Raw genomic sequence first — 23949 nt, forward strand, 5'->3', positions numbered from 1 at the left:
ATTACCAACTGCCCGAGGCACCGCCTCCGCCGCTGGAACCACCGCCCCCGGAAAAGCCGCCGGACGACGAGGAGGAAGAGGAGGAGGAACCGCCGCCGGAGCTTCCCGACGAGCCTCCACCACCCCCACTCAGGCGTACCTGGCCGAACACCAGCAGCCCGAGCATGAGCTGGAACGGTAGCAGGGCCAGCCAGACCAGCGGTGCGTCCAGACCACCGGACAGCAATCCGAGCAGCAGGTAGGCCGCCAGCAACGCCCACAGTCGGCGGTGGAAACTTTTCCGCCGCTCGCGCCATAGCGAGCGCATCAGGCGGTAGTTCGACCAGCAGAGAACCGCCAGCATCAGCACCCCGGCCGGCCACAGCAGGCCGTAGATGAAGGACACCGCGCTGAACCAATGCGCCGCCAGCCCGAGCAGGGCTACATAGACCAGTACGCCGATCACCAGGTAGAAGGCCGGGCGCACCGTCCACAGCGCGCCGAAGGTCGCGCCGCCGACCAGCATGCACAGCGGAGCGACCAGCAGCACGCTCATCCATTCGCCGGAAGCGCCGGCCAGCGTGCCCAACAGCCAGCAGAGCAGCGCCCCGCCGAGCAGCCAGGGCCAGCGCAGCGCCCGGGCACTCAACAGCACTCCGGCCAACGATCCGTAGATGAAGGCGACCAGCAGCGCCCAGGCTTCCGCCGGCAATTGCCCCAGCGAGACTTTCGGCGCACCCGACGACGCGGCCGCCGGCAGCGTTTCGCCGTCGACCAGGCGGATCAGCTCGTCCACCGCGGCCTCGATCCCGCCGGCGTAGTCACCCTCGCGAAATGCCGGGGCCATCCGCTCGCGAATGATCCGTCCGGCGACCACATCGGGCACCGCACCCTCCAGGCCGTAGCCGACCTCGATGCGCATGCGCCGGTCATCCTTGGCCACCACCAGCAGCAGACCGTCGTCGACCGCCTTGCGGCCGAGCTTCCAGGCCTGGAACAGCTTGTCGGAGAAGGCTTCGATATCGAGGGTACCGGTAGTCGGCAGCATCACCAGCGCGATCTGCGCGCCGCGTCGCCGCTCCAGCGCCTCGAGCTTCTCCACCAGGCGTTGGCGCGTCGCCTCGTCCAGCGTGTGGGTGGCATCCACCACCCGCTCCGACAGGGGCAAGGCGACCCATTCCGCCGGCGCTTCGGCGTGCACAGCCATCCAGGGCAGCAGCCAGGCCAGGGCGAGCAACAGGAGGACAGGCGGGAAAATACGATCAGACAGGGTTCGATCCATGAACGGCAAAGCTCTCATCCCGAGCGGGTACCGGCCAAGGCTGCCACAGCGCGGCGCGCAGCTCCAGCCCGGTCACTCGTCGCGACGCAGGTCCGGCGGGATCGGCAGGTCCTTCAACGGGCTCGGCCGCTTGCCCTTGCCGGCCTGGTACTGCTTGAGCTGGTAGACATAGGCCAGCACCTGGGCCACGGCGAGATAGAGCCCGGCGGGAATCTCCTGGTCCAGCTCGGTGGAGTAGTACACCGCTCGCGCCAGCGCCGGCGACTCCATGACCATCACCTTGTGCTCCTGGGCCACCTCGCGGATCTTCAGGGCCAGGAAATCGTTGCCCTTGGCCAGCAGCAGCGGCGCCCCGCCGCCCGCCGGGTCGTACTTCAGGGCTACGGCGAAGTGGGTCGGGTTGGTGATCACCACGTCGGCCTCCGGCACCGCCGCCATCATCCGTCTCTGCGCCATCTCGCGCTGCATCTGGCGGATCTTCGACTTGACCTCGGGCTTGCCCTCGGAGTCCTTGTATTCGTCGCGGACTTCCTGCTTGGTCATCAGCAGCTTCTGGCGGTTGTCCCAGATCTGGTAGGGCACGTCCACCGCGGCGATCAGCAGCAGGCTGCAGGCCATCCAGAAGGCGCTCCAGCCGACCACCCGCACGCTGTGCAGGATCGCCTGCTCGAGCGGCTGGTGCGCCAGGGCCAGGAGGGCGTCGCGGTCGGCGGAGAGCACCAGCAGGGCCACCGCCAGCACCACCAGGAACTTGATCAGCGCCTTGCTCAGTTCGAGCAGCGACTTGGCGGAAAACATCCGCTTCAGCCCCGACAGCGGGTTGAGCCGGCTGAACTTGGGTTGCAGGGCGTCCATCGAGAACAGCCAGCCGCCGAGGGCGATCGGCCCGACGATCGCCGCCACCAGCAGCATCAGCAGGATCGGCCAGAGCCCCTGGGCAGCCAGGTAGGCCGAAGCGCCGAGCAATTGCAGCATGCTCTCGGTATTCATCGCGGTTTCCCGGGACAGCTCGAAATTGCTGCGCATCAGGCGCAACAGGGCGCCCGCCAGGTCGGCGCCGTAGATCAGCAGGCCGCCGGCGCCGGCCATGAGGATGGCCAGGGTGTTCAGCTCCCGCGAACGCGGCAACTGCCCTTTCTCGCGCGCCTCGCGGCGGCGTTTCTCCGTGGGTTCCTCTGTCTTGTCCTGCCCGCTCTCGCTCTCGGCCATGGCTATTTCGCCCGCACCAGTTCACGGAGGAATTGCAGGGCCTCGCCGGCCAGCACCTGGTACTGGCTGAGCAGGTCGGCGGTGCCGATCCAGAGGATCACCAGGCCCAGCACCAGGGTCAACGGAAAGCCGATGGAGAAGATGTTCAGTTGCGGCGCCGCGCGGGTCATGGCGCCGAAGGCGAGGTTCACCACCAGCAGCGCGGTGATCGCCGGCAGCGCCAGCAGCAGTGCCGCGCCCATCACCCAGCCGAGCTTGCCGGCGATGATCCAGAAATGGTTGCCGCTCAGGCCCTCGCCCACCGGCAGGGTGACGAAGCTCTCGGCGATCACCTCGAACACTACCAGGTGGCCGTTCATCGCCAGGAACAGCAGCGTCACCAGCATGGTGAAGAACTGGCCGAGCACCGGCACCGAGACGCCGTTGGCCGGGTCGACCATGGAAGCGAAGCCCAGGCCCATCTGCATCGAGATGATCTGCCCGGCGATCACGAAGGCGTGGAACAGCAACTGCAGGGAAAAGCCGAGCAAGGCGCCGACCAGGATCTGCTCGCCGATCAGCAGCATGGCCTTCATGCTCAGCGCGTCCACCTGCGGCATCGGCGGCAGGTTCGGCACCAGCACCACGCAGACGCCCAGCGCCAGGTACAGGCGCACCCGCACCGGCACCAGCTGGGTGCCGATCACCGGCATGGTCATCAGCAGCGCCGCGACCCGGAACAGCGGCAGCACGAAGCTGGCGATCCAGCCGCCGATCTGCGCGTTGGTCAGCTCCAGCATCAGCCGATCAGCAGCGGGATGTTGCCGATCAGCGTCTGGGTGTACTCCATCAGCTGCCGCAGCAGCCAGGGGCCCAGCACGATCAGGGTGAGCAGGATCACCATCAGGCGCGGCAGGAAGCTCAGGGTCTGTTCGTTGATCTGGGTGGCGGCCTGGAACATCGCCACCACGAGACCGACCAGCAGGCTCGGAACCACCAGCACGCCGACGATCATCGCCGTCAGCCACAACGCCTCGCGGAACAGGTCGAGTGCCACCTCAGGGGTCATGTCTCTCTCCAGCGCGCCAGCGGCGCGTCAAGCCGGCGGCACCGCTAGACGGTGCCGAAACTGCCCGCCAGCGTCCCGATGATCAGCGCCCAGCCATCCACCAGGACGAACAGCATGATCTTGAACGGCAGGGAAATGATCAGCGGCGACAGCATCATCATGCCCATCGCCATCAGCACGCTGGACACCACCAGGTCGATGATCAGGAACGGGATGAAGATCATGAAGCCGATCTGGAACGCGGTCTTCAGCTCGGACGTGACGAAGGCCGGGACCAGGATGGTCAGCGGCGTCGCCTCCGGGCTGCCGATGTCGGTGCGCTTGGACAGGCGCACGAACAGCTCCAGGTCGGAGGTGCGAGTCTGCGCCAGCATGAACGCCTTCAGCGGTACCTCGGCCTTTTGCAGGGCTTCCTGGGCGGGAATCTGCTCGTTCAGGTAGGGCTGCAGGGCCTGGCTGTTGATCTTGTCGAACACCGGGGCCATGACGAACATGGTCAGGAACAGCGCCAGCCCCACCAGCACCTGGTTCGACGGCGTCGATTGCAGGCCCAGCGCCTGGCGCAGGATGGAGAAGACGATGATGATCCGGGTGAAGCTGGTCATCAGCATGACGAACGCCGGGATGAAGCTCAGCGCGGTCATGATCAGCAGGATCTGCAGGCTGACCGAATACTCCTGCTGGCCCTGGCCGTTGGTGGTCACGGTGATCGCCGAGATCGATGTCGGGTCGGCGGCCAGCGCCGGCCACGGCGCCAGCAGCAGGAGGCAGAGCGCGGCGAGCGCGCCGGCCAGGGAGATGCGCGGAGTCATGGCTTGCCCTTGGGGTCCTTGTTCAGCAGCTCCAGCAGGCGCTGGGCGAATTCCGGCGTGGCCGGCTCGCCGTCCGGCAGGTGTACCGGCTCCTTGAGCACGTGCAGCGGCGTGATCCGGCCGGGCGTCAGGCCGAGCAGGATCTGCTCCTCGCCGACCTGCACCAGCACCAGCCGGTCGCGCGGACCCAGCGGCTGACTGGCAAGGGTGCGGATCAAGCGGTTGCCGCGCGGACCGGCCTGTTGCACCCGGCGCACCAGCCAGGCGAGCAGGAAGATCAGGCCGATCACCAGGCCCAGGCCGAGCACCAGTTGGGCCAGTTGCGCGGCGGCGCCGGAAGCGGCGCCCACCGTCGGCGCGGCGGCACCCGTCGTCCCCTCGGCGGCGCACAGCGGCGCGCTCAGCGAGGCGAGTGCCGGCAGGAAGCCGGCGAACAGGTAGCGACGCATGTCAGCGCAGCTTCTTGATGCGTTCGCTGGGACTGATCACGTCGGTCAGGCGGATGCCGAACTTCTCGTTCACCACCACCACCTCGCCGTGGGCGATCAGGGTGCCGTTGACCAGTACGTCCAGCGGCTCGCCGGCCAGGCGATCGAGTTCGATCACCGACCCCTGGTTCAGCTGCAGCAGGTTGCGGATGCTGATGTCGGTATGCCCGACTTCCATGGAGATGGTCACCGGGATGTCCAGGATCACATCCAGGTTGGGCCCCTCCAGGCCGGAAATGGTCGGCGCCTTCGGCGAAGCGCCGAACTCTTCCATCGGCGCCCGCGGGGTGCTCGGCTCCGCCACGGGGGTCGCGCCGCCCTGGGCCATCAGCGCATCGATGTCGTCCTGGCTGGCGTCGCCCGCCTCGGCCAGCGCCGCCGCCCATTCGTCGGCCAGTGCCTGTTCCTCGGTGGTCACTTTTTCTTCGTCTGCCATGGTTCGTCTTTCCTCCGGGGGAAGCGGTCAGCGCGAGCGCTCGACCGCTTCGAGAATCTGTAGCGCCAGGTTGCCCTTGTGGGCGCCCAGCTTGACCTTGAAGGCGGGCACGCCGTTGGCGCGCATCACCATGTGTTCCGGCATCTCCACCGGGATCACGTCGCCCGGCTGCATGTGCAGGATGTCGCGCAGCTTGAGCTGGCGGCGGACCACGGTGGCGCCGAGCGGTACCTGGACGTCCAGCACGTCCTCGCGCAGGGCCTTGATCCAGCGCTCGTCCTGGTCGTCGTGGTCGGACTGGAAACCGGCGTCGAGCATCTCGCGGATCGGCTCGATCATCGAATAGGGCATGGTGATGTGCAGGTCGCCGCCACCGCCGTCCAGTTCGATGTGGAAGGTGGAGACCACCACCACCTCGCTGGGACTGACGATGTTGGCCATGGCCGGGTTGACCTCCGAGTTGACGTACTCGAAGTTCATCTCCAGCACCGCCTGCCAGGCTTCCTTCAGATCGACGAAGGCCTGCTCCAGCACCATCCGCACCACCCGCAGTTCGGTCGGGGTGAACTCGCGGCCCTCGATCTTGGCGTGGCGGCCGTCGCCGCCGAAGAAGTTGTCCACCAGCTTGAACACCAGCTTGGCGTCGAGGATGAACAGCGCGGTGCCGCGCAGCGGCTTCATCTTCACCAGGTTGAGGCTGGTGGGAACGTACAGCGAGTGCACGTACTCGCCGAACTTCATCACCTGCACGCCGCCGACCGCGACGTCGGCCGAACGGCGCAGCAGGTTGAACATGCTGATGCGGGTGTAGCGGGCGAAACGCTCGTTGATCATCTCCAGGGTCGGCATGCGGCCCCGGACGATGCGGTCCTGGCTGGTCAGGTCATAGGACTTGACCGATCCCGGCGTCGCCTCGACTTCGGTTTCCACCAGGCCATCGTCGACGCCGTGCAACAGCGCGTCGATTTCATCCTGGGAAAGCAGATCTTGCACGGCCATGGGATACCTACTGCAGCACGAAATTGGTGAACAACACTTGTTCGATAGCCAGTTGGCCGGTTTCCTTCTTGGCCAGTTCCTGCAATCCGGCGGTCGCCTGCTGGCGGAGCATTTCCTTGCCCACCGGAGTCACCAGCGAGTCGAAACTCTGACTCGAGAACAGCATCACCAGTTTATTGCGAACCAGCGGCATGTGCTCGCGCAATGCGTCCATCTGCGCCTTGTCGCGCCCCATCAACGCGACGCCGACCTGCATGTAGCGCTGCCGGCCGTTCTGGTTGAAGTTGACGACGAAGGCAGGCGCCAGGATCTCGTAGAGCGCCGGCTGCTTGCCCGGCTTCGCCGCCTCGCTGGCGACTTCCTCGGTCTTCTCGGCCTTCAGCGACTTGCTGAGGAAGAACCAGGTGCCGCCCACCGACAGGCCGATCGCCAGCAGCAGGCCGACCACGATCAGCAGGATCAGCTTCAGCTTGCTCTTGCCGCCGCTCGGAGCCCCCGCGTCGGCGGGTGTCGCCTCTTTCTTAGCCATGCCAAAAATCCGTCGCTATAGCGTCAAATGAAGGGTTTCACAGGGGCAGAGCAAGGGTTGTGCCATTTCTGCAACGCCGCACCGCCTCCTGGGACCAGCCCCGGAGGGCTGTCCGAGATGATAGACGGCGCGGATATTACAGCCTGGCCACAGGAAATCATCCCCGTCTTTTGCGAAATCGCCCGCTCCGGAAAAAGAAAGGCCTCCCGCAGGAGGCCCAAAGGGGAAATGCAGTCGTTCGCCTCAGGCGTAGTAGTCGACCAGACCGCGCGCCGCCGACGCACCCGGCCGGCTGCGGATCTCGCTGACTCCGGCGAGGGTTTCCTCATCGCCCGAGGCCTCGCCGGCAAAGCCGCGTCCGCGCGCCGATCCGCCCTCGCCCTGCTGCTGGCCCTGCCAGCCCCGCGCCAACGACTGGTCGGAGACGTTCACGTCGAGCTGGTTCATGCCCTGCTGGCTGAACATGTCGCGCAGCCGGTGCATCTGGCTTTCCAGGGCGTCGCGAACGCCGGCGTTGGGACTGGCGAAGGTCACCTGGGTCTGGTCGGCGGTCATGTGGATGCGCACGTCCAGGCGTCCCAGCTCGGCGGGGTCGAGCTGGATCTCCGCCGACTTCAGGTTCTGGCTGGACATCCACATCACCCGGTCCACCACCGCCTCGCTCCAGCCGTTCTGCTGTATCGCCACCGGCTGGCCGGGCACCGTACCGTTCACCGGACGGTTGGTCAGGGCCTGCTGCGCCATGGCCTGGGTCAGCCCGTTGAGCTTGGCCGCGAAAGGCTCGCCGCGCGGCTCCGCCTTGCTCTCCAGCAGGCTCTCGGAGGCGGCGCTGGCGATGGCCGGCTCGGCGGTCTGCTGCAACTGGGCCTCGAGCGCCTTGCCGTCGACGGCCTTGGGCAAGGAGTCGGAAGTCAGGCTGGCAAGGGCATCGCCGAGGTTCGCCTGGCGCGGATCGGCGCTCTTCGCCGGCCCGCCTTTCGCCGCCTGCGCGGCGTCCTGGGCACCCTGCTCCAAGGCCATGTTCACTGCCGGAACGCCGTTGAGCTTGACCAGGGTCGGGTCGCTGCTGGCTTCGGTCAGGCTGGCCGGAGCACTGCTAGCCGTCGGCACGGCCGGCGGCAGCAAAGTCGCCTGGGTATTCTCGTCGAGCATCGGCACGGCGCCGCCGAGGCCGAGCAATTGCAGCGGATCGACCGGCGTTTCGACTTTATCTTCGCCGTCGGCCTTGGCCTGGCCGTCGGCCGGCAAAGGCTTGCCGTCTTCGGCAACGGCCGGCTGCCTGACGGCATCCGTCGGCTGCGCTTCGGCGGCGTCCTTGCCGGCGTCCCGTGGCTTGTCCCGCGAACCCTTCGCGGGACCGTCGGCGCGCTCGGCGGGCTTCTTCGCGGTCTCCTTGGCATACATGTCGGAGAAGCTGGAAGTCTTGTCGTTACTGGGCTCAGGCGTTTTCTGCTGGCTCTTCGGCGCAGCGGCCTTGGGCTTTACATCAGGCGTCGGCGGCAACAACACACCAGGGGCGACGGCCATGGGAATTCTCCATTTGCGAAGGGATTGCGTCGTGGCTTGCGCAAGGGATGGAGCAAGGTCCGGGCCAACTTCGCCGAGAGCCTCCGTGAAACGCTCGCCAGGGCGCCGCAGCAGGCACGCTCGCTTTGCCCGCAGGTCCCGTCTGGACTACAATCCAGAGCCGCATCCCTCCCGAGGTAGTACCCTGATGTCCTTCGCCGAAAAACTGTCCCGTCTGCAAGCCTTCCTCGATGCCGATGACCTGCACGAAGAAGCGCTGGACTACGTGGCGACCCACGGCTACCTGACCGCCCTCTCCATCTGCCCGGAGCAGGTGCCGGAGCGGGAGTGGATCGACGCCCTGTTCGCCGAACCGCCGCACTACCGCAGCGATGAGGAGCGCCAGGAGATCGAGACTTCCCTCGAGCAGCTCAAGGCGCACATCACCCGCGTGCTGGCCAGCGACGAAGACCTCGAGCTGCCCTGCGACCTCGACCTCGGCGACGAGCCGGACGACTCCGACCTGCGCGGCTGGTGCATCGGCTTCATGGAAGGCGTGTTCCTTCGCGAGGAAGTCTGGTTCGAGCAGGCCGAGGAGGAAGTCAGCGAGTTGCTGCTGCCGATCATGGTCGGCTCCGGCCTGTTCGACGAGCAGCCCGAGTTCGACGAGATCGCCCGCGACCGCCACCTGGTGGACGACATGGTCGCGCAGATTCCCGACCTGCTGACCAACCTGTTCCTGCTCTGCCAGGCGCCGGAAGAAAAGCCCGCCCTGCTCAAGCCGCGCACGCACTAAGGAGCGCCGCGGTGGCGCAGCGGGAAATTCGCCCGAGCGCTCGTGCCTGGGTGCGCTATAGCCTCCAGGCCGTGGGTTTCCTAAGCGTAGCCCTGGGCGTGATCGGCATCTTCCTGCCGGTGCTGCCGACCACGCCTTTCCTGCTCCTCGCGGCGGCCTGCTTCATGCGCAGCTCGCCGCGCTTCTACCACTGGCTGGTCGGCCATCCACGGCTCGGCCCGTGGATCCGCGACTATCTCGACGGCGAAGGCATCCCGCTCAAGGGCAAGGTCTACGCCATCGGCCTGATGTGGGCCAGCATCGCCCTTTCCTGCTACCTGGTCCGACGCCCCTGGGCCCAGGGCTTCATGCTGACCAGCGCGGTACTGGTCAGCATCTATATCCTCCGCCAGAAGACCCGCCCGCCGCACGACGCCTGAGGGCCCGCTCAGGACAGTGCCGGATCGCCCTCGCCCAGCGGCAAGCGGTCGCCGGACCCGCGTCGCTCGGGGCTCAGCACGGTGAAGCCGAAGGTGTTCCAGCCGTCCGCGCTGTCGACGAACACCGAACCGCCGTGCATGCTCGCCACCGCCTTGACGATGGACAGGCCGAGGCCATGGTTGGCCTCGCTGTTGCTGCGCGCCGCGTCGACCCGATAGAAGCGCTCGAACAGGTGCCTGCGGTGCTCGTCGGCGATCGGCACGCCGGGGTTGCTCACCGCCACCCGCACTTCGTCGCCACGCCGCTCGACGCCGACCCGCAGCGTGCCGCCGGCGGCGGTGTGCTGGGCGGCGTTGTACAGCAGGTTGGTCACCGCCCGCTGGAACAGGGCGCGCTCGACCAGCGCGCGGGCCTCGCCGCGCACCTCGATACCGACCCCGGCCTCGTCGAAGATCACCTCGAGGAAATCCACCGTGGTGGCGATCTCGCCGGCCAGCGAGGTTTCCTCACGCTCGCAGGCCAGGCGTCCCTGGTCGGCGCGGGCGAGGAACAACATATCGTTGACGATCGCCCGCAGCCGCTCCAGCTCCTCCAGGTTGGATTGCAGGACCTCTTCGTAATGTTCGCCGCTGCGTTCGCGGGACAACGCCACCTGGGTCTGGCCGATCAGGTTGGTCAATGGCGTGCGCAGCTCGTGGGCGACGTCGGCATTGAACGACTCCAGGCGCACGTAGGCCTGCTCCAGGCGGTCCAGGGCGCCGTTGAACGCCCCCACCAGCTCGCGCAGCTCGGCCGGCAGCGGCGAAAGCTGCAAGCGCTGCGACAACTGCCGCGGGCTGATCCGCCGGGCCTCCTCGGAGAGCCGATGCACCGGCCACAGGCCCAGGCGGGCGATCCAGTGGCCGAGCAACGAGGCCAGCAGTACGCCGAGGGCGGACAGGCCGAGCAGCCATTTCACGGTGGAGGTCCGCGCCTCGTGGAACGCCGCGCTGTCGATGGCGGTGACGTAGGTCAGCCGCGGCCGCCCCTCGCGCGCCGGCAACACGCCGACCCGCGCAGTCAGCGCGTACCGGTGCTCCGGCAACTGCAGTTCGTAGCGGCCGGCGCCATCGGCGATCAGCCGCTGCACCGGTTCGCTGAAGCGCCCGTAGTGATAGCGCGGGTCGTCGCTGTCAATCCAGAAACGGATCAGCTCGTACTCCTGGCTCAGGTTGTCCAGCTTGCCCTGCAGGTGCGGCCAGCGCTCGGCCAGGTCGGGATGGTCGAGCATCCGCGAGACCATGTTGAAGCGCACGTCCACCTCGCCCTGCTGCAGGCGCTCGGTCTGGCGGTCGAGGATGCAATAGAGCATGGTGCCGATGAGGGCGAAGATCACCACCGCGGCGCCGGCGAACATTCCCGCCAGGCGGGTCGACAAGGACATGCCCACCTCAGCCCGACTCCGCCAGCGCACGGTTCTCCAGGACGTAGCCCATGCCCCGGATGGTATGCAGCAGCTTGTTCTCGAACGGACCGTCGAGCTTGGCGCGCAGGCGCTTGATCGCCACCTCCACGACATTGGTATCGGTATCGAAGTTGATGTCCCAGACCAGTTCGGCGATCGCCGTCTTCGATAGGATCTCGCCGCTGCGCTGGGCCAGCACGCAGAGCAGCGCGTACTCCTTGGCAGTCAGCTCCAGGCGAGTGTTGCCGCGGAAGACCTTGCGGCTGAGCAGGTCGATGGACAGGTCGGCGATGCGCATCTGCGAATGGCTTTCGTGGTTGCCGCCGCGCCGGGTCAGGGCCTGCAGGCGGGCAACCAGTTCGAGGAAGGAGAACGGCTTGATCAGGTAGTCGTCAGCGCCCTCGCGCAGCCCGCGCACCCGGTCTTCCACGCGCTCGCGCGCGGTGAGCATGATCACCGGGGTCTGCCGCCGCTCGCGCAACGCCCGCAGAACGCCGTAGCCGTCGACGCCCGGCAGCATCACGTCGAGCACGATCACGTCGTACTCGCCATGGAGCGCCAGGTGGCGACCGTCGATGCCGTTGTCCGCCAGGTCCACGGTGAACCCCTGTTCACTGAGGCCACGGTTCAGGTAGTCCGCCGTCTTCGCCTCGTCCTCGACAATCAGTACCCGCATCTATCGCCCGATCCTCTGTTCGCCTTCGCATCCCGGGCGGGACGCATGCCTGCCTGCATCCTAGCCACGCGCCGCCGTCCAGGAAAGCCGTGTCCGTTACGCCTCATGTCGCCGTCGCCCCAGCGGTTCCGCCGTCCGAGGTCGTCGCCCCGCGCCGGTGGAACAGCCGCTCCAGGGCCAGGTATACCACCGGCGTGCTGAACAGGGTCAGCACCTGGCTCACCAGCAGCCCGCCGACCACCGCGATGCCCAGAGGCTGGCGCAGCTCGGAACCGGTGCCGAAGCCGATCATCAGGGGTATCGCGCCCAGCAGCGCGGCCAGGGTGGTCATCATGATCGGCCGGAAACGGGTCAGGCAGGCCTGGTAGATCGCCTGCTCCGCGCTCATGCCCTGCTCGCGCTGGGCGACGATGGCGAAGTCGACCATGAGGATGCCGTTCTTCTTGACGATACCGATCAGCAGCACGATGCCGATCAGCGCCATGATCGAGAAGTCCTGGCCCCAGGCCCAGAGCAGGAACACCGCGCCGATCCCCGCCGAGGGCAGGGTCGAAAGGATCGTCAGCGGATGCACGAAACTCTCGTAGAGCACGCCGAGGATGATGTACACCGCAATCAGCGCGGCGAGGATCAGCAGCGGTTGCGAGGCCAGCGAACTCTGGAAGGCCTGCGCCGCGCCCTGGAACACGCCGATAATGGTCGAGGGCATGCCGATCTCCTCCTGGGCGCGCTGCACCGCCTGCACCGCCTCGCCGAGAGACACCCCGGCAGCCAGGTTGAAGGACAGGTTGACCGCCGGGAACATGCCGTTGTGGTTGATCTGCAGCGGCCCGGAGCGCGGCGCCGCGACCTTGGCGATGGCCGACAGCGGGACCATCTCGCCGCTCAGCGGCGAGCGCAGGTAGAACCAGTCCAGGCTTTCCGCGCGGCCGCGCTGGCGCGCATCGAGTTCGAGGACCACCTTGTACTGGTTGACCTCGGTCTGGTACTCGCCGACCTGGCGCTGGCCGAAGGCGTCGTAGAGGGTCTGGCTGACATCCTCGGCGCTGAGGCCGAAACGCGCCGCGGCCACCCGGTCGATGTCCAGCGCGGTGACGCTGGCGCCGACCTGCAGGTCGTTGGACACATCCATCAGCCCCGGCACCTGCTTCAGGCGCTCGGTGAGGCGTTGCGCCCAGAGCGCCAGCTGGGTGCTGTCGCTGCTGCGCAGGGCGTACTGGTACTGGGTCCGCGAGGGTCCGGAACTGAGGTTGATGTCCTGCGCCGCGCGCAGGTAGAGCATGATTCCCGGCACCTTGGCCAGTTGCGGGCGCAGCCGGTCGATGAACTCGCCGACCGAGACATCGCGCTCGCCACGGTCCTTGAGGACGATCCAGAAACGCCCGTTGGCCAGGCTCTGGCTACCGCCGGTGACGCCCACCGCATGGTTGTAGCTCTGCACCGCCGGGTCGCTGGCGATGATCTCGGCCAGTTGCCGGTGCTTGGCGACCATGTCGTCGTAGGAGATATCCTCGGCAGCCTGGCTCGTGCCGAAGACGAAGGCGGTGTCCTGCAAGGGGAAGAAACCCTTGGGAATCCCGACGTAGCCGGCCACCGCCACCAGCACGGTAAAGGCGAAGCCGACCAGCATCAGCCGCTGGTGCCCGAGCGCCCAGCGCAGGCCGCGTTCGTAGCCGCCGGTCAGCCATTCGGCGAAGCCCTTTCTCGGCGCTTCGGCATGCCGCAATGCCGGCATGAAGCGCGAAGCCAGCATCGGCGCCAGGGTCAGCGAAGCGACCACCGAGATCAGGATCGCCACCGTCACGCTGACCGCGAATTCGCGGAACAGCCGGCCGACGATCCCGCCCATGAACAGCAGGGGAATGAACGCGGCGATCAGCGAGAAGCTGATGGAAATCACGGTAAAGCCGATCTCCGCCGCGCCCTTGAGCGCCGCCTCGACCTTCGAGGCGCCCGCTTCCAGGTGTCGGTGGATGTTCTCCACGACCACGATGGCGTCGTCGACGATGAAGCCGACGGCGATGATCAGCGCCACCAGGGTCAGGTTGTTGAGGGTGAAGCCGAGCACGTACATCGCCGCGAAGCTGGCGCTCAGGGACACCGCCAGCACCGTAGCGACGATCAGGGTCGCCGACAGCTGGCGGAGGAACAGGCCCATCACCAGCACCACCAGGCCAATGGTCAGCAGCAGGGTCAGTTCGACCTCGTGCAACGACGAGCGGATGGTCCGGGTGCGGTCGTTGAGCACGTCTACCTCGATGGTCGCCGGGAGCATCTCGCGCAGGCGTGGCAGCGCGGCCTGGATCGCGTCGGCGGTATCGACGATGTTCGCCCCAGGCTGGCGCAGGATCACCAGCGCCACCCCGGGCACCCCGTTCGGCCAGGCCTGCACGTAGTCGTCCTCGGGCGCCGAGACGATCCGCGCCACGTCCTTGAGGAACACCGGCGCGCCCTGGCGGTAGGCGACCACCAGGTCGTCATAGTCGCTGGCGTTGAACAACTGGTCGTTGGCCGCGAGGGTCGACACCCGCCCCTCGCCGTAGAGCGCACCCTTGGCCAGGTTGACGCTGGCCGACTGCAACGACTGGCGCAGGTCGGCCAGGGTCAGCTGGTAGGCGGCGAGCTTCTCCGGCTGGGCCTGGATGCGGATCGCCGGGCGCTGCTGGCCGACCACGAAGATCTGCCCCACGCCGTTCACCTGGCTGAGCTGGCGGGCGAGGATGGTCTCGGCGTAATCGCTGAGTTCGATCAGCGGCATCATCTCCGAGTTGACCCGCAGGATCATGATCGGGCTGTCCGCCGGGTTGACCTTGCGCCAGGTCGGCAGGTTCGGCATGTCCACCGGCAGCCGCCCGGCCGCGGCGTTGATCGCCGCCTGGACTTCCTGGGCGGCGACGTCGATGCTCTTGTCGAGGCTGAACTGCAGGGTCAGGGTGGTAGTGCCCAGGGCGCTGCTGGAGGTCATCTCGGTGATCCCGGGAATCGCGCTGAACTGCACTTCCAAGGGGGTGGCCACCGACGAGGCCATGGTTTCCGGGCTACCGCCGGGCAGCAAGGCGTTGATCTGGATGGTCGGGAAGTCCGCCTCCGGCAACGGCGCCACGCCGAGCCGGAGGAACGCCAGCAGCCCCAGCAGCAGCGAGGCCAGGGTCAGCAGCGCGGTGGCGATCGGGTGCCGTACGCACCAGCCGGAAATCCCGGCGCGCGGCGTCACGGCCGCCGCTCCGTGGCCTGGGCCAGGCTCGGGCGCGGCTCCTGGATATCGACCAGGGCGCCGGGCATCAGCCGCGAGTGGCCGTCCACCACCACCTGGTCACCGCTGGCCAGGCCTTCCACCACACTGAGGCCGTCGATGTCCTGGAGCACCCGCACCGGCACCGCCTCGACCCGGTCGGCGGCGACCCGGTAGACGAAATTGCCCTCCAGGCCGCGGCGCACCGCCTTGCTCGACAGCACCAACTGGTCGCGCCGGACCCCGGTGTGCAGGCTCACCGCGACGAACTGCCCGGGCCAGAGCCGGGCCTGGCGGTTATCGAAGGAGGCGCGCACGCGGATGGTGCCGGTGGAACTGTCGATCTGGTTGTCGATGGTCAGCAACCGGCCCTCGCCCAGCGCGCTCCCGCCGTCGCGGCTGTAGGCGCGCACCGCCGCCTCGCCGCCGAGCAGCGCCTGCAACTGGGGCAACTGTTCCTGTTGCAGGGAGAAGACTACGGAGATCGGTGCGATCTGGGTCACGCTGAACAGGCCGAGACTGTCGCCGACCCGCACCAGGTTGCCGACATCGACGTTGCGGATACCGACCTTGCCGGATACCGGCGAGGTGATCCGGGTGTAGGACAGGCGCACCCGCTCGGCGTTGATGGTGGCATCGTTGGCCTTCAGGGTCGCGCGCAACTGGTCGACCGTCGCCTGCTGCTGGTCCAGCAGTTGGCGTGACACCGCACGCTCGGCATACAGGCTGCGGTAGCGTTGCAGGTCCTGCTCGGCGGATTTCAGCTGGGCCTGGTTGCTCGCCCTGGAGGCCTGCGCCTGCTCCAGCGCGGCGACGACGGCGCGGTCATCGATGGTCGCCAGCAACTCGCCCGCCTCGACCATCTGCCCTTCGCTCACCAGCAGGCGGGTCAACTGGCCGTCGATCTGGGTGCGGATCACCACGTTGTGCAACGAAGTCACCGTGCCGATGCCGCTGACCTGTTGCTCGACGTCGCGCCGCTCCACCCGTGCCACGTTCACCGGGACCCTGGCCGGCGCGGGCGCCGCCTTCGCCCCGGCGTCGCCGCCGAGCCATGCCCAACCGCCGAAGGCGACCAGGCCCGCCGCCAGCACGCCCACCAGGACCCGTCCCCCACCACTGCGCAACGCCTGCATCTGTCCACCTTTCCCAGTGGCCGGCCTCGCGCGGCCGACTTCGTTCTTCTTTATAAGCAGCGCAGCGGGACCCCACCCTGACCCCTGAATGACAATCCTGTCAGTTTCGCCGGACACCCCGCGCTGGCAGGCCGCCCGGCGCTCTCGTAGACTTCGCTGAGTCCTTCCGGAGCCCGCTCGATGTCCCCACCCCCCGGCGCCCGCCGGCCCTGCCCCAGGGCCTACGCCCCCTGGCTGCTGTCGCTGGCGGCGACATTGCTGCTGGCAGTCGGCGCGGCGCTGGCGCAGTGGGACCTGGAGTCGATACTGAGCCGTGCCGAGCAGCGCTACGGCGAGCTAGGCGCGGCGAAATCACGCCTGGGCGACTGGGGCCGCCTGCTCGAACAGGGCGGCACGCTCGACGAAGCGGCCAAGCTGCGCGCGGTCAACGACTTCTTCAACCAGTCGCTACGCTTCACCGACGACATCGAAATCTGGCAGCAGGAAGACTACTGGGCGACTCCGGTCGAGGCGCTGGTCAAGGGCGCAGCCGACTGCGAGGACTACGCCATCGCCAAGTACGTGACCCTGCGTCGCCTCGGCGTCGCCAGCGACAAGCTGCGCATCACCTACGTCAAGGCCCTGCGCCTGAACCAGGCGCACATGGTGCTGACCTGGTACGCCAGCCCGGGCGCCGACCCACTGGTGCTGGACAACCTGATCGGCGAGATCCGCCCCGCTTCGCAACGCGACGACCTGTTGCCGGTGTACGCCTTCAATGCCGAGGGCCTCTGGCTGCCCGGCGCCGACGGCGGACGCCGGACCGGCGACAGCAAGAAGCTGTCGCGCTGGCAGGACCTGCTGACCAAGATGCGCGCCGAAGGCCTCGACCTCGACGCCCCCAAGGAGGATTGAATGTCACTGCTCAAGCAATTGTTCCTCGCCATCTGCCTGTTCCTCGTCGTCGCCTTCAGCGGCAGCTTCGTCAGCAGCGTGGAGAACTCCCGCGAGCAGTTGCGCGGCCAGTTGCGCTCCCACGCCCAGGACGCCGCCACCGCCCTCGGCCTGTCCCTGACGCCACACGTGGACGACCCGGCGATGGTGCAACTGATGGTCAGCTCGATCTTCGACAGCGGCTACTTCGCCAGCATCCGGGTGATCGACATCAAGAGCGGCAAGCCGCTGGTCGAGCGCGTGCAAGCGCATGCCGAGCGTACGGTGCCCGGCTGGTTCGAACGCCTGGTGGATCTCCAGCCCCAGGGTGGCGACGCGCTGATCATGCGCGGCTGGGAACAGGCGGCGCGGGTCGAGGTGGTCAGCCATCCGCAATTCGCCCTGGCGCGCCTGTGGGACAGCGCCCTGGGCAGCCTCTACTGGTTGCTGGCCTGCGGCGCGGTGAGCCTGCTGCTTGGCGGCTGGCTGCTGCGCCGCCAACTGCGCCCGCTCGACCAGATGGTGCGCCAGGCCCATGCCATCAGCCGGCGGGAATTCCTCAGCCTGCCCAGGCTGCCGCGCACGCCGGAGCTGCGCCGCGTGGTGCAGGCGATGAACCAGATGGTGGAGAAACTTCGCACGCTGTTCGCCGAGGAGGCCGCGCGTAGCGACAAGCTACGCGCCCAGGCCTACCAGGACAGTCTCACCGGCCTGCCCAACCGGCGCCTGTTCGACGCCCGCCTCAACGAACAGCTGGGTGCCGGCGAGCACGAGCATGCCGGGCAGCTCCTGCTGCTGCGCCTGAACGACCTGAACGGGCTGAACCAGCGTCTCGGCGGGCAACGCACGGATGAACTGATCCAGGCGGTCGCCCGCTTGCTGGTCGACTCCTGCGGCCAGCAAGGGCGCGCCGACTGGCTGCTGGCCCGCAGCCGCGGCGGCGAGTTCGCCGTGCTGGCTCCCGGTTGCTCCCGCGAGCAGGCCGAACGCCTGGCCGAGGAACTCTGCGAAGGCCTGGAGAACCTTGCCCGCACCGGTGCCAGCGATCTCACGCCGGTCGCCTATCTCGGTATCAGCGCGTTCGCCGAAGGCGACTCGCCCGCGGATCTCCTGGCCCGTGCCGACCAGGCCCTGGCCCAGGCCGAAAGCCAGCCCGCCCAGCCCTGGGCGAGCCAGGACGGCACCGCGCTCGCGGCGCTCAACGACAGCCAGGACTGGCACGACTGGATCGACCAGGCCCTGACGGAGCGCCGCCTGCTGCTCTATTTCCAGCCGGTGGTGGACTGCCTGGACACCCAGCGCGTCCTCCACCACAAGGTCCTCGCGCGCCTGCTCGACCCGCAGGCCACGGCCATCGCCGCCGGGCGCTTCCTGCCCTGGATAGAACGTTTCGGCTGGGCCGCGCGTCTCGACCTGGCGATGCTCGAACAGAGCCTGGAGCACCTGCGGCGCCATCCACGGCCGCTGGCGCTGAGCCTGTCGGCCGCCAGCGTCCGCAATGCGCAGGCGTTCGCCCCGCTACTGGCCCTGCTCAAGGCGCATCCGCAGGAGGCGCGCCAGCTGACCCTGGAACTGGACGAGCGGCACCTGCCAGCCGCGGCCGAACTGGAGCGCCTCAGCCAGGTCCTGCGCGAACTGGGCTGCGGTCTCGGCCTGCAGCATTTCGGCGGCCGCTTCAGCCTGATCGGCAACCTTACCCATCTGGGGCTGGCCTACCTCAAGCTGGACGGCTGCTACCTGCACGCCGTCGACCGGGAAGGCGACAAGCGGTTGTTCATCGAAGCGGTCTATCGCACCACCCACAGCATCGATCTACCGTTGATCGCGGAACAGGTGGAAACCCTCGGTGAACTCGAAGTACTGCGGGAAATGGGCTTGCGTGGCGCCATGGGACGCCTGTTCGGCAGCCCGGCGCCCTGGTCCGGGGATGCCTGATAGCGAGTCCGGAGCGGGTCGGACTCGCTTTACAGCGGATTCGGCATCGACGCCAGGCGCTCCCTCTCCGACAGAGAACGCGCCGGCGCGAGCCGACAGGTCCCCGTCATGAAACCGCCAGTCGCTGTTCCACCAGCACTCCCCCGTAAAGCGCGATCTGGGTCTTGGCATTGAGTTCGATGCGCAAGGCCACCGCGCGCTCGATGCCGATCTTCAGGTGCGGACCGAAGCGCGATACGTCCAGGCCGGCACGGATCATCATCTTCTCCACCCCTACGGTGGTTACCGTCACCAGCGTCTGGATGTCGTTCTGCAGGCTGTAGCGGGCCAGCGCGCGCATCGCCTCCAGCGTACAGTCGGAAAAGCCCAGCGAGCCTTTCTGTCCAGAGTTGATGGCGAAACGGCTGAGTTCCCAGATGTGCGGCGAGCAAGGCGCTTCCTTGCCGTGCAGAAGCTCCGGGAAGGTGTTCTTCAGCATGTAGGGGCCAGTGGTATCGAGAATTCGCCAGCAACCGAAAACCTGGGCTTCAGGAGTATCTTCCTGGATCAACATGTAATAAGGACTGAGTGCGTCATAACCATCGATTTCCATCTCGTCGATGACACTAACGTCCCAGCCTTTGCGCTCCTTGAACACTTGAGCACGCAACTTGTGCATCTCGCCCAGCAGTTTTTTATCGAACTCTTCGCGCCGACCAATTTGTACGATCATCTTCACTTCCTCCAAATAGGAAGCTGAAGAATTTATGCAAATTTCATAATTTTATAACTAGCAAATGAGATAGATTTCGGTGAACCCGGACCCTTGCTAGGCTCGAAGAAACGTCCGAAAAGATCAGAGCAATGGCTTCACACGAGAGAACACAGCCCCAAAACATGGCCTTCCGGGCAAAGGCCACCCGCACCGCCCGACGGGAAAGCCAGGAAACTTTCTGGAGCCGCTTCGGGATAAGCCAATCCTGCGGCAGTCGTTTCGAGAATGGCGAGAACCTGCCCTTCCCTATATACCTGCTTTTGCATTTCTATATAGAAGGGCAAATTACCGATCGCCAGCTCGCCGACCTGAGAGGCAAGATCAGAGAGTAATAAGACCCAAATTAACGGCCATAATGGCCGCTACGCGGCGGGAGGTCACACCGAACTTCCGCCGAATATTTCCCATATGGAAGTTCACATTGGCTTCCGAGCAGTTGCAGATAACCGATATCTCCCAACTGGTCTTGCCGATGGCGCACCACTGCAACACTTCCTTCTCCCGGCTGGTCAGAACCACCGGTTTGCTGACCGGATGTTCGAAGGCCAGTCCGGCACCGCTCTGCAGTGCGTAGTCCTTGAGCATCCACAGGGTCGGCAGGACCGACTCCATGAAACGGTTGGCCTCGGCCCGGTTTTCCGCTTCCACGCTGAGGCTCAGCGCGCCGAGTTCGCCGCGCGCACCATGCAGCGGCATGGTCAGCCCATACACCAGGCCGGCCGCCGAGGCTTCCTCGAAGAACTCGTGCTGCTTTCGCGTCTGGTAGATGGACGGTTCCCAGAAAATCGGCAGTACGCTCTGGGTACAGTGACTGACCGTTGGGTCGACCCGCGCGTAGCCAGCCCGGTCGTAATGCTCGCGCCAGGCGGCCGGGTAGTTGCCGACGATGAAGGCGTTCTCGTAGTCCTGGCTGTCCTTAGGCAACAGGCCGAAGAGGATCTTCGAGAATCCAAGGTCGCTCGCCATCTTCTGCAGGATGGCGCTCCACTCCAATTTTCCACTTGAGCGTTCCAGCTCAAGAAAACCGTCAACCAAGGCCATAGCGCTACGTTCTTCTTAAACTATTAACCAATCAGCCAAATATGGATTCGGCACCCGATATCCGGCACGTTGTACGGCAGTCCGAGAATCCCGGCTTCCTGCCGAGGCGCATGCGCCCGTGCCCGACGACCCCTGAAGATGTCCAGTCAGCCCACTCTATAGAGTTGGCGTTGTGCCGGAAAGGCACATTTCAGTCCCACTTAACAATAGACCGCGGCGTTTGATGCACCTAGTACGATACCCGTCCTAGAGGGTAAGCAAACGTTTAAATGTGATCTAGATCACATTTTATGCGAACTGAATACCCAGTCACACCTGGTCCCCGGGTTCACTGTCGGCCCATCGCCAAGCGTGCGACCGCTCTCGGCCGGGCGATCCGAGGCGCAGACGTCTGTGCGCGGCGCACGGGCAAAGGCACAGCGCCACGGCCAAGGGGGCGACCTCGCGGCGTCAGGCCTGCCGGGCACGGACCCGGCGACATAGCCACTTTTCCAGTTCGGCGACACAGAACAGGCCGAGCCCGGCCAGCAGCACCCGCGCCCACTCGCCCGGGGCCAGGCCGACCGAGCCGAACAGCGCCTGCAACGGCGGCGCGTAGGTATAGAGCAGTTGCAGCACCACGCAGGCGGCGATCGCCAGCAAGACCTGGCGGTTGCCGAACAGGCCCTCGCGGCTGAGCACCGAATCGTAGATATGCCGGCTGTTGAGCAGGTAGAACATCTCGCACACCACCACGCTGTTCACCGCCATGGTCCGCGCGCGCTCCAGCCCGGTGCCATGCTCCAGCTCCCAGAGGAACAGGCCCAGGGCGCCCGCCATCATCAGCAGCGAGACCAGCAGCACCCGCCAGACGAAGAACAGCGACAACAGGGGCTCCGCCGGCGGGCGCGGCGGACGCTGCATCAGGCCGCGCTCGGCCGGATCGAAGGCCAGCGCCAGGCCCAGGGTGCTGGAGGTGACCATGTTGATCCAGAGGATCTGCGCCGGCGTCATCGGCAGGGTCAACTGGAACAGGATCGCGGCGATCACGATCAGCGCCTCGCCACCGTTGGTCGGCAGCATGAAGAGGATGAATTTCTTCAGGTTGTCGTAGACCGCCCTTCCCTCGCGCACGGCATTGGCGATGGTGGCGAAATTGTCGTCGGCGAGGACCACCTCGGCCGCCTCCTTGGCCGCCTCGGTGCCCTTGTTGCCCATCGCTACGCCGACGTCGGCGCGCTTCAGCGCCGGCGCATCGTTGACCCCGTCGCCGGTCATCGCCACCACCTCGCCGCTGGCCTGCAGGGCCTGCACCAGGCGCAGCTTGTGCTCGGGGCTGGCGCGGGCGAACACATCGACGCCCGGCAGCACTTCGCGCAGGCGCTGGTCGTCGAGCAGTTCGATCTCCGCGCCGGTCAGCGCCGGCCGGTCGATGCCGATCCCGAGCATGGCGCCGATCGCCCGCGCGGTGTCGACGTGGTCGCCGGTGATCATCTTCACCGCGATACCCGCCGCCTGGCATTCGGCGACCGCGGCCACGGCCTCCTCGCGCGGCGGATCGATGATGCCCACCAGGGCCAACAGGGTGAAGCCATGTTCCACGTCGGCGAAATCCAGCGTGCGCTGCTCTGCCGGCATCGCCCGCCGGGCGATGGCCAGCAGGCGCAGGCCGCGAGCGGCGGTGTCGGTGGCCAGGCGCCGCCAGTAATCCGGGTCGAGCGACCGCACCGAGTCGCCCACCCGTTCAGCCTCGCACATGTCGAGGATGCGCTCCGGCGCGCCCTTCAGGTAGACCATCGCCTGGCCCGCGTGGTCGTGGTGCAGGGTGGCCATGAAGCGATGCTCGGACTCGAACGGAATCGCATCGCTGCGTGGCCGTTCCGCCGCCAGCGCCTGCGGATCGAGGCCCAGCTTGAGGCCGAGGCTGAGCAGCGCGCCTTCGGTGGGGTCGCCCTCCAGTTGCCATGCCTCGCCCTCCTGGTGCAGGCGCGCCTCGTTGCACAACAGCGCCGCGCGACCGATCTCCTGCAGATCGTCGCGTCCGGCGGGATCGAGGCCTTCGCCGTTGTGGCTGAAACCACCCAGCGGAGCGTAGCCGGCGCCGCTGACCTCGATCACCTGGTCGGCGGTGACGATACGCTGCACGGTCATCTCGTTGCGGGTCAGGGTGCCGGTCTTGTCCGAGCAGATCACCGTCACCGAACCCAGCGTCTCCACCGCCGGCAGGCGGCTGACGATGGCGTTGCGCCGGGCCATGCGCTGTACGCCGAGGGCGAGGATCACCGTCATGATCGCCGGCAGCCCCTCGGGAATCGCCGAGGCGGTCAGCGCCACCACCAGCATGAACATGTCCACCATCGGCTGGCCCTGCCAGAGGGTGCCGAGGACGAAGGTGGCGCCGGCCAGCAGCAGGATCGCCAGGGCCAGCCAGCGACTGAAGCTGGCGATCTGTCGCAGCAGCGGAGTGGCCAGGGTGCGGACTTCGCGCAACAGCGTACCGATCCGGCCCAGTTCGGTATCCCCGGCGGTGGCGACCACCACTCCGCGCGCCTGGCCGCTGGTCACCAGGGTGCCGGAATAGGCCATGCAACGGCGGTCGCCGAGCAGCGCGTCGATGGCCACCGCGACGCAGCCCTTCTCCACCGGCACCGACTCACCGGTCAGGGCCGACTCGTCGACATGGAAGTTCTTCGTTTCGAACAGCCGCAGGTCGGCCGGCACCCGGTCGCCGGAGGCCAGCAGCACCACGTCGCCCGGTACCAGGCGTTCAGCGTCCAGCGCCTGGCGCTGGCCGTCGCGCAGGACCAGGGCATGCAGCGAAAGCATGTCGCGGATGGCGTCCAGCGCGTTGGCCGCCTTGCCCTCCTGGACGAAACCGATCAGCGCGTTGACCACCACCGCCAGGAGGATTACCGCACTGTCCACCCAGAAGCCGAGCAGCGCGGTGACCAGCGAGGCGAACAGCATCATGTACAGCAGGACGTTGTGGAACTGCCGCAGCAAGCGCAGCAGCGGCCCCTGGCGTTTCGGCGCGGGCAACCGGTTGTAGCCGTGCGCCGCCAGGCGGCGGGCGGCCTCGTCCGCGTCCAGGCCGGCGGCGGAGCTGTGCAATCGTTCCAGCACCCGTTGCGGCGGGCTGGCATGGGCGTCGCGGGAAGACAGGGGTGGGATGCCGTTCATGGGATTCCTGCGCCTCGTTCTGATGAACAGAACTATCGGGCAGGCCTGCGCCGCAACGTTTGACCTGTCTCAAACGGATGCTTGCAGTTGAAAGCATCTGGCCGGGGAAAACTTTTCCGGATGTTGCGCGGCACCTCGCCCCACGTGGCGAGGTGC

The 23949-nt window shown here is 66.9% G+C and carries 22 protein-coding genes; 5 read left to right on the forward strand and 17 right to left on the reverse strand.

All coding sequences use genetic code 11. The features are described from left to right. Position 1: 1 nt before the first annotated feature. The 10 genes from HMPREF2581_RS23135 to HMPREF2581_RS23180 all read right to left on the reverse strand — a co-directional run bounded on the left by HMPREF2581_RS23135 (position 2) and on the right by HMPREF2581_RS23180 (position 8309). Positions 2-1261 (reverse strand): TPM domain-containing protein, encoded by a 1260-nt coding sequence (locus tag HMPREF2581_RS23135; protein ID WP_003140276.1) that lies wholly within the window; start codon positions 1259-1261, stop codon positions 2-4. Positions 1262-1333: 72 nt separating this feature from the next. After that, positions 1334-2470 carry a flagellar biosynthesis protein FlhB gene (gene flhB / locus HMPREF2581_RS23140; RefSeq protein ID WP_003083056.1) on the reverse strand — a complete coding sequence of 379 codons (1137 nt, stop codon included), beginning with the start codon at positions 2468-2470 and terminating at the stop codon, positions 1334-1336. Between the two features lie 2 nt (positions 2471-2472). Next, positions 2473-3249, reverse strand: coding sequence for a flagellar biosynthetic protein FliR (fliR, locus tag HMPREF2581_RS23145; RefSeq protein WP_003083054.1), 777 nt, complete (start codon positions 3247-3249; stop codon positions 2473-2475). Continuing rightward, on the reverse strand, positions 3249-3518 hold the full coding sequence (gene fliQ, locus HMPREF2581_RS23150) for a flagellar biosynthesis protein FliQ (RefSeq protein WP_003083053.1): 270 nt from the start codon (positions 3516-3518) through the stop codon (positions 3249-3251). The genes fliR and fliQ overlap by 1 nt, the downstream gene beginning before the upstream one ends. Before the next feature lie 44 nt (positions 3519-3562). Beyond that, a complete protein-coding gene (fliP, locus tag HMPREF2581_RS23155; RefSeq protein ID WP_003083052.1) occupies positions 3563-4330 on the reverse strand; it encodes a flagellar type III secretion system pore protein FliP in 768 nt (255 codons plus the stop codon). After that, positions 4327-4779 carry a flagellar biosynthetic protein FliO gene (fliO, locus tag HMPREF2581_RS23160; RefSeq protein WP_003083051.1) on the reverse strand — a complete coding sequence of 151 codons (453 nt, stop codon included), beginning with the start codon at positions 4777-4779 and terminating at the stop codon, positions 4327-4329. The genes fliP and fliO overlap by 4 nt, the downstream gene beginning before the upstream one ends. A gap of 1 nt (position 4780) precedes the next feature. Next, the gene (gene fliN, locus HMPREF2581_RS23165; protein WP_003083049.1) at positions 4781-5254 is read right to left on the reverse strand and encodes a flagellar motor switch protein FliN; all 474 of its coding nucleotides are present in this window, start codon (positions 5252-5254) and stop codon (positions 4781-4783) included. 27 nt (positions 5255-5281) lie between these two features. Continuing rightward, positions 5282-6253, reverse strand: coding sequence for a flagellar motor switch protein FliM (gene fliM, locus HMPREF2581_RS23170; protein WP_003083045.1), 972 nt, complete (start codon positions 6251-6253; stop codon positions 5282-5284). Between the two features lie 7 nt (positions 6254-6260). Next, positions 6261-6782, reverse strand: a complete 522-nt coding sequence (fliL, locus tag HMPREF2581_RS23175) for a flagellar basal body-associated protein FliL (protein ID WP_003083042.1) — start codon at positions 6780-6782, stop codon at positions 6261-6263. A gap of 243 nt (positions 6783-7025) precedes the next feature. Next, positions 7026-8309 carry a flagellar hook-length control protein FliK gene (locus HMPREF2581_RS23180; protein WP_003140280.1) on the reverse strand — a complete coding sequence of 428 codons (1284 nt, stop codon included), beginning with the start codon at positions 8307-8309 and terminating at the stop codon, positions 7026-7028. A gap of 187 nt (positions 8310-8496) precedes the next feature. Here HMPREF2581_RS23180 and HMPREF2581_RS23185 point away from each other — a divergent pair, with 187 nt between their 5' ends. Both HMPREF2581_RS23185 and HMPREF2581_RS23190 read left to right on the forward strand, forming a co-directional pair. Then, positions 8497-9084, forward strand: coding sequence for a UPF0149 family protein (locus HMPREF2581_RS23185; RefSeq protein WP_003083037.1), 588 nt, complete (start codon positions 8497-8499; stop codon positions 9082-9084). An 11-nt stretch (positions 9085-9095) separates the two neighbouring features. Continuing rightward, positions 9096-9503 (forward strand): YbaN family protein, encoded by a 408-nt coding sequence (locus tag HMPREF2581_RS23190; protein WP_003087079.1) that lies wholly within the window; start codon positions 9096-9098, stop codon positions 9501-9503. An 8-nt stretch (positions 9504-9511) separates the two neighbouring features. Here the strand turns inward: HMPREF2581_RS23190 and HMPREF2581_RS23195 are convergent, their stop codons facing one another. The 4 genes from HMPREF2581_RS23195 to mexM form a co-directional block, all read right to left on the reverse strand. After that, complete coding sequence (locus tag HMPREF2581_RS23195; RefSeq protein WP_003140283.1) at positions 9512-10957, reverse strand: sensor histidine kinase; 1446 nt, start codon at positions 10955-10957, stop codon at positions 9512-9514. Continuing rightward, complete coding sequence (locus HMPREF2581_RS23200) at positions 10935-11624, reverse strand: heavy metal response regulator transcription factor (protein ID WP_003083028.1); 690 nt, start codon at positions 11622-11624, stop codon at positions 10935-10937. Before HMPREF2581_RS23200 ends, HMPREF2581_RS23195 begins: the two co-directional genes overlap by 23 nt. A 103-nt stretch (positions 11625-11727) precedes the next feature. Further along, on the reverse strand, positions 11728-14838 hold the full coding sequence (gene mexN, locus HMPREF2581_RS23205; RefSeq protein WP_003140284.1) for a multidrug efflux RND transporter permease subunit MexN: 3111 nt from the start codon (positions 14836-14838) through the stop codon (positions 11728-11730). Further along, positions 14835-15992 carry a multidrug efflux RND transporter periplasmic adaptor subunit MexM gene (mexM, locus tag HMPREF2581_RS23210; RefSeq protein WP_003140285.1) on the reverse strand — a complete coding sequence of 386 codons (1158 nt, stop codon included), beginning with the start codon at positions 15990-15992 and terminating at the stop codon, positions 14835-14837. The genes mexN and mexM overlap by 4 nt, the downstream gene beginning before the upstream one ends. A gap of 180 nt (positions 15993-16172) precedes the next feature. Between mexM and lapG the strand changes: the two genes are divergently transcribed. Continuing rightward, positions 16173-16886 carry a cysteine protease LapG gene (gene lapG, locus HMPREF2581_RS23215; RefSeq protein WP_003140286.1) on the forward strand — a complete coding sequence of 238 codons (714 nt, stop codon included), beginning with the start codon at positions 16173-16175 and terminating at the stop codon, positions 16884-16886. After that, the gene (gene lapD / locus HMPREF2581_RS23220) at positions 16887-18839 is read left to right on the forward strand and encodes a cyclic di-GMP receptor LapD (RefSeq protein ID WP_003083019.1); all 1953 of its coding nucleotides are present in this window, start codon (positions 16887-16889) and stop codon (positions 18837-18839) included. A gap of 106 nt (positions 18840-18945) precedes the next feature. On the opposite strand, the gene lasI is transcribed toward lapD, so the two are convergent. Continuing rightward, positions 18946-19551 carry an acyl-homoserine-lactone synthase LasI gene (gene lasI, locus HMPREF2581_RS23225; RefSeq protein WP_003083017.1) on the reverse strand — a complete coding sequence of 202 codons (606 nt, stop codon included), beginning with the start codon at positions 19549-19551 and terminating at the stop codon, positions 18946-18948. Positions 19552-19682: 131 nt separating this feature from the next. On the opposite strand from lasI, the gene rsaL reads away from it, so the two are divergent. Next, on the forward strand, positions 19683-19925 hold the full coding sequence (rsaL, locus tag HMPREF2581_RS23230; RefSeq protein WP_003083010.1) for a quorum-sensing transcriptional regulator RsaL: 243 nt from the start codon (positions 19683-19685) through the stop codon (positions 19923-19925). Here the strand turns inward: rsaL and lasR are convergent. After that, positions 19915-20634 (reverse strand): transcriptional regulator LasR, encoded by a 720-nt coding sequence (gene lasR, locus HMPREF2581_RS23235; RefSeq protein WP_003082999.1) that lies wholly within the window; start codon positions 20632-20634, stop codon positions 19915-19917. The genes rsaL and lasR overlap by 11 nt on opposite strands. A 450-nt stretch (positions 20635-21084) precedes the next feature. Continuing rightward, the gene (locus HMPREF2581_RS23240; protein ID WP_003087057.1) at positions 21085-23793 is read right to left on the reverse strand and encodes a cation-transporting P-type ATPase; all 2709 of its coding nucleotides are present in this window, start codon (positions 23791-23793) and stop codon (positions 21085-21087) included. Positions 23794-23949: the final 156 nt, after the last annotated feature.

This window comes from Pseudomonas sp. HMSC057H01 (assembly GCF_001836405.1).
GTDB lineage: Bacteria > Pseudomonadota > Gammaproteobacteria > Pseudomonadales > Pseudomonadaceae > Pseudomonas > Pseudomonas aeruginosa.

Coding starts and splice junctions, on each gene's coding strand:
- flhB (WP_003083056.1), bottom strand. CDS start 2,470: ATGGCCGAGAGCGAGAGCGGGCAGGACAAGACAGAGGAACCCACGGAG.
- mexM (WP_003140285.1), bottom strand. CDS start 15,992: ATGCAGGCGTTGCGCAGTGGTGGGGGACGGGTCCTGGTGGGCGTGCTG.
- HMPREF2581_RS23180 (WP_003140280.1), bottom strand. CDS start 8,309: ATGGCCGTCGCCCCTGGTGTGTTGTTGCCGCCGACGCCTGATGTAAAG.
- fliN (WP_003083049.1), bottom strand. CDS start 5,254: ATGGCAGACGAAGAAAAAGTGACCACCGAGGAACAGGCACTGGCCGAC.
- lasR (WP_003082999.1), bottom strand. CDS start 20,634: ATGGCCTTGGTTGACGGTTTTCTTGAGCTGGAACGCTCAAGTGGAAAA.
- lapG (WP_003140286.1), top strand. CDS start 16,173: ATGTCCCCACCCCCCGGCGCCCGCCGGCCCTGCCCCAGGGCCTACGCC.
- lapD (WP_003083019.1), top strand. CDS start 16,887: ATGTCACTGCTCAAGCAATTGTTCCTCGCCATCTGCCTGTTCCTCGTC.
- HMPREF2581_RS23185 (WP_003083037.1), top strand. CDS start 8,497: ATGTCCTTCGCCGAAAAACTGTCCCGTCTGCAAGCCTTCCTCGATGCC.
- fliO (WP_003083051.1), bottom strand. CDS start 4,779: ATGCGTCGCTACCTGTTCGCCGGCTTCCTGCCGGCACTCGCCTCGCTG.
- fliQ (WP_003083053.1), bottom strand. CDS start 3,518: ATGACCCCTGAGGTGGCACTCGACCTGTTCCGCGAGGCGTTGTGGCTG.
- fliL (WP_003083042.1), bottom strand. CDS start 6,782: ATGGCTAAGAAAGAGGCGACACCCGCCGACGCGGGGGCTCCGAGCGGC.
- fliM (WP_003083045.1), bottom strand. CDS start 6,253: ATGGCCGTGCAAGATCTGCTTTCCCAGGATGAAATCGACGCGCTGTTG.
- fliR (WP_003083054.1), bottom strand. CDS start 3,249: ATGCTGGAGCTGACCAACGCGCAGATCGGCGGCTGGATCGCCAGCTTC.
- HMPREF2581_RS23135 (WP_003140276.1), bottom strand. CDS start 1,261: ATGGATCGAACCCTGTCTGATCGTATTTTCCCGCCTGTCCTCCTGTTG.
- rsaL (WP_003083010.1), top strand. CDS start 19,683: ATGGCTTCACACGAGAGAACACAGCCCCAAAACATGGCCTTCCGGGCA.
- HMPREF2581_RS23200 (WP_003083028.1), bottom strand. CDS start 11,624: ATGCGGGTACTGATTGTCGAGGACGAGGCGAAGACGGCGGACTACCTG.
- lasI (WP_003083017.1), bottom strand. CDS start 19,551: ATGATCGTACAAATTGGTCGGCGCGAAGAGTTCGATAAAAAACTGCTG.
- fliP (WP_003083052.1), bottom strand. CDS start 4,330: ATGACTCCGCGCATCTCCCTGGCCGGCGCGCTCGCCGCGCTCTGCCTC.
- HMPREF2581_RS23240 (WP_003087057.1), bottom strand. CDS start 23,793: ATGAACGGCATCCCACCCCTGTCTTCCCGCGACGCCCATGCCAGCCCG.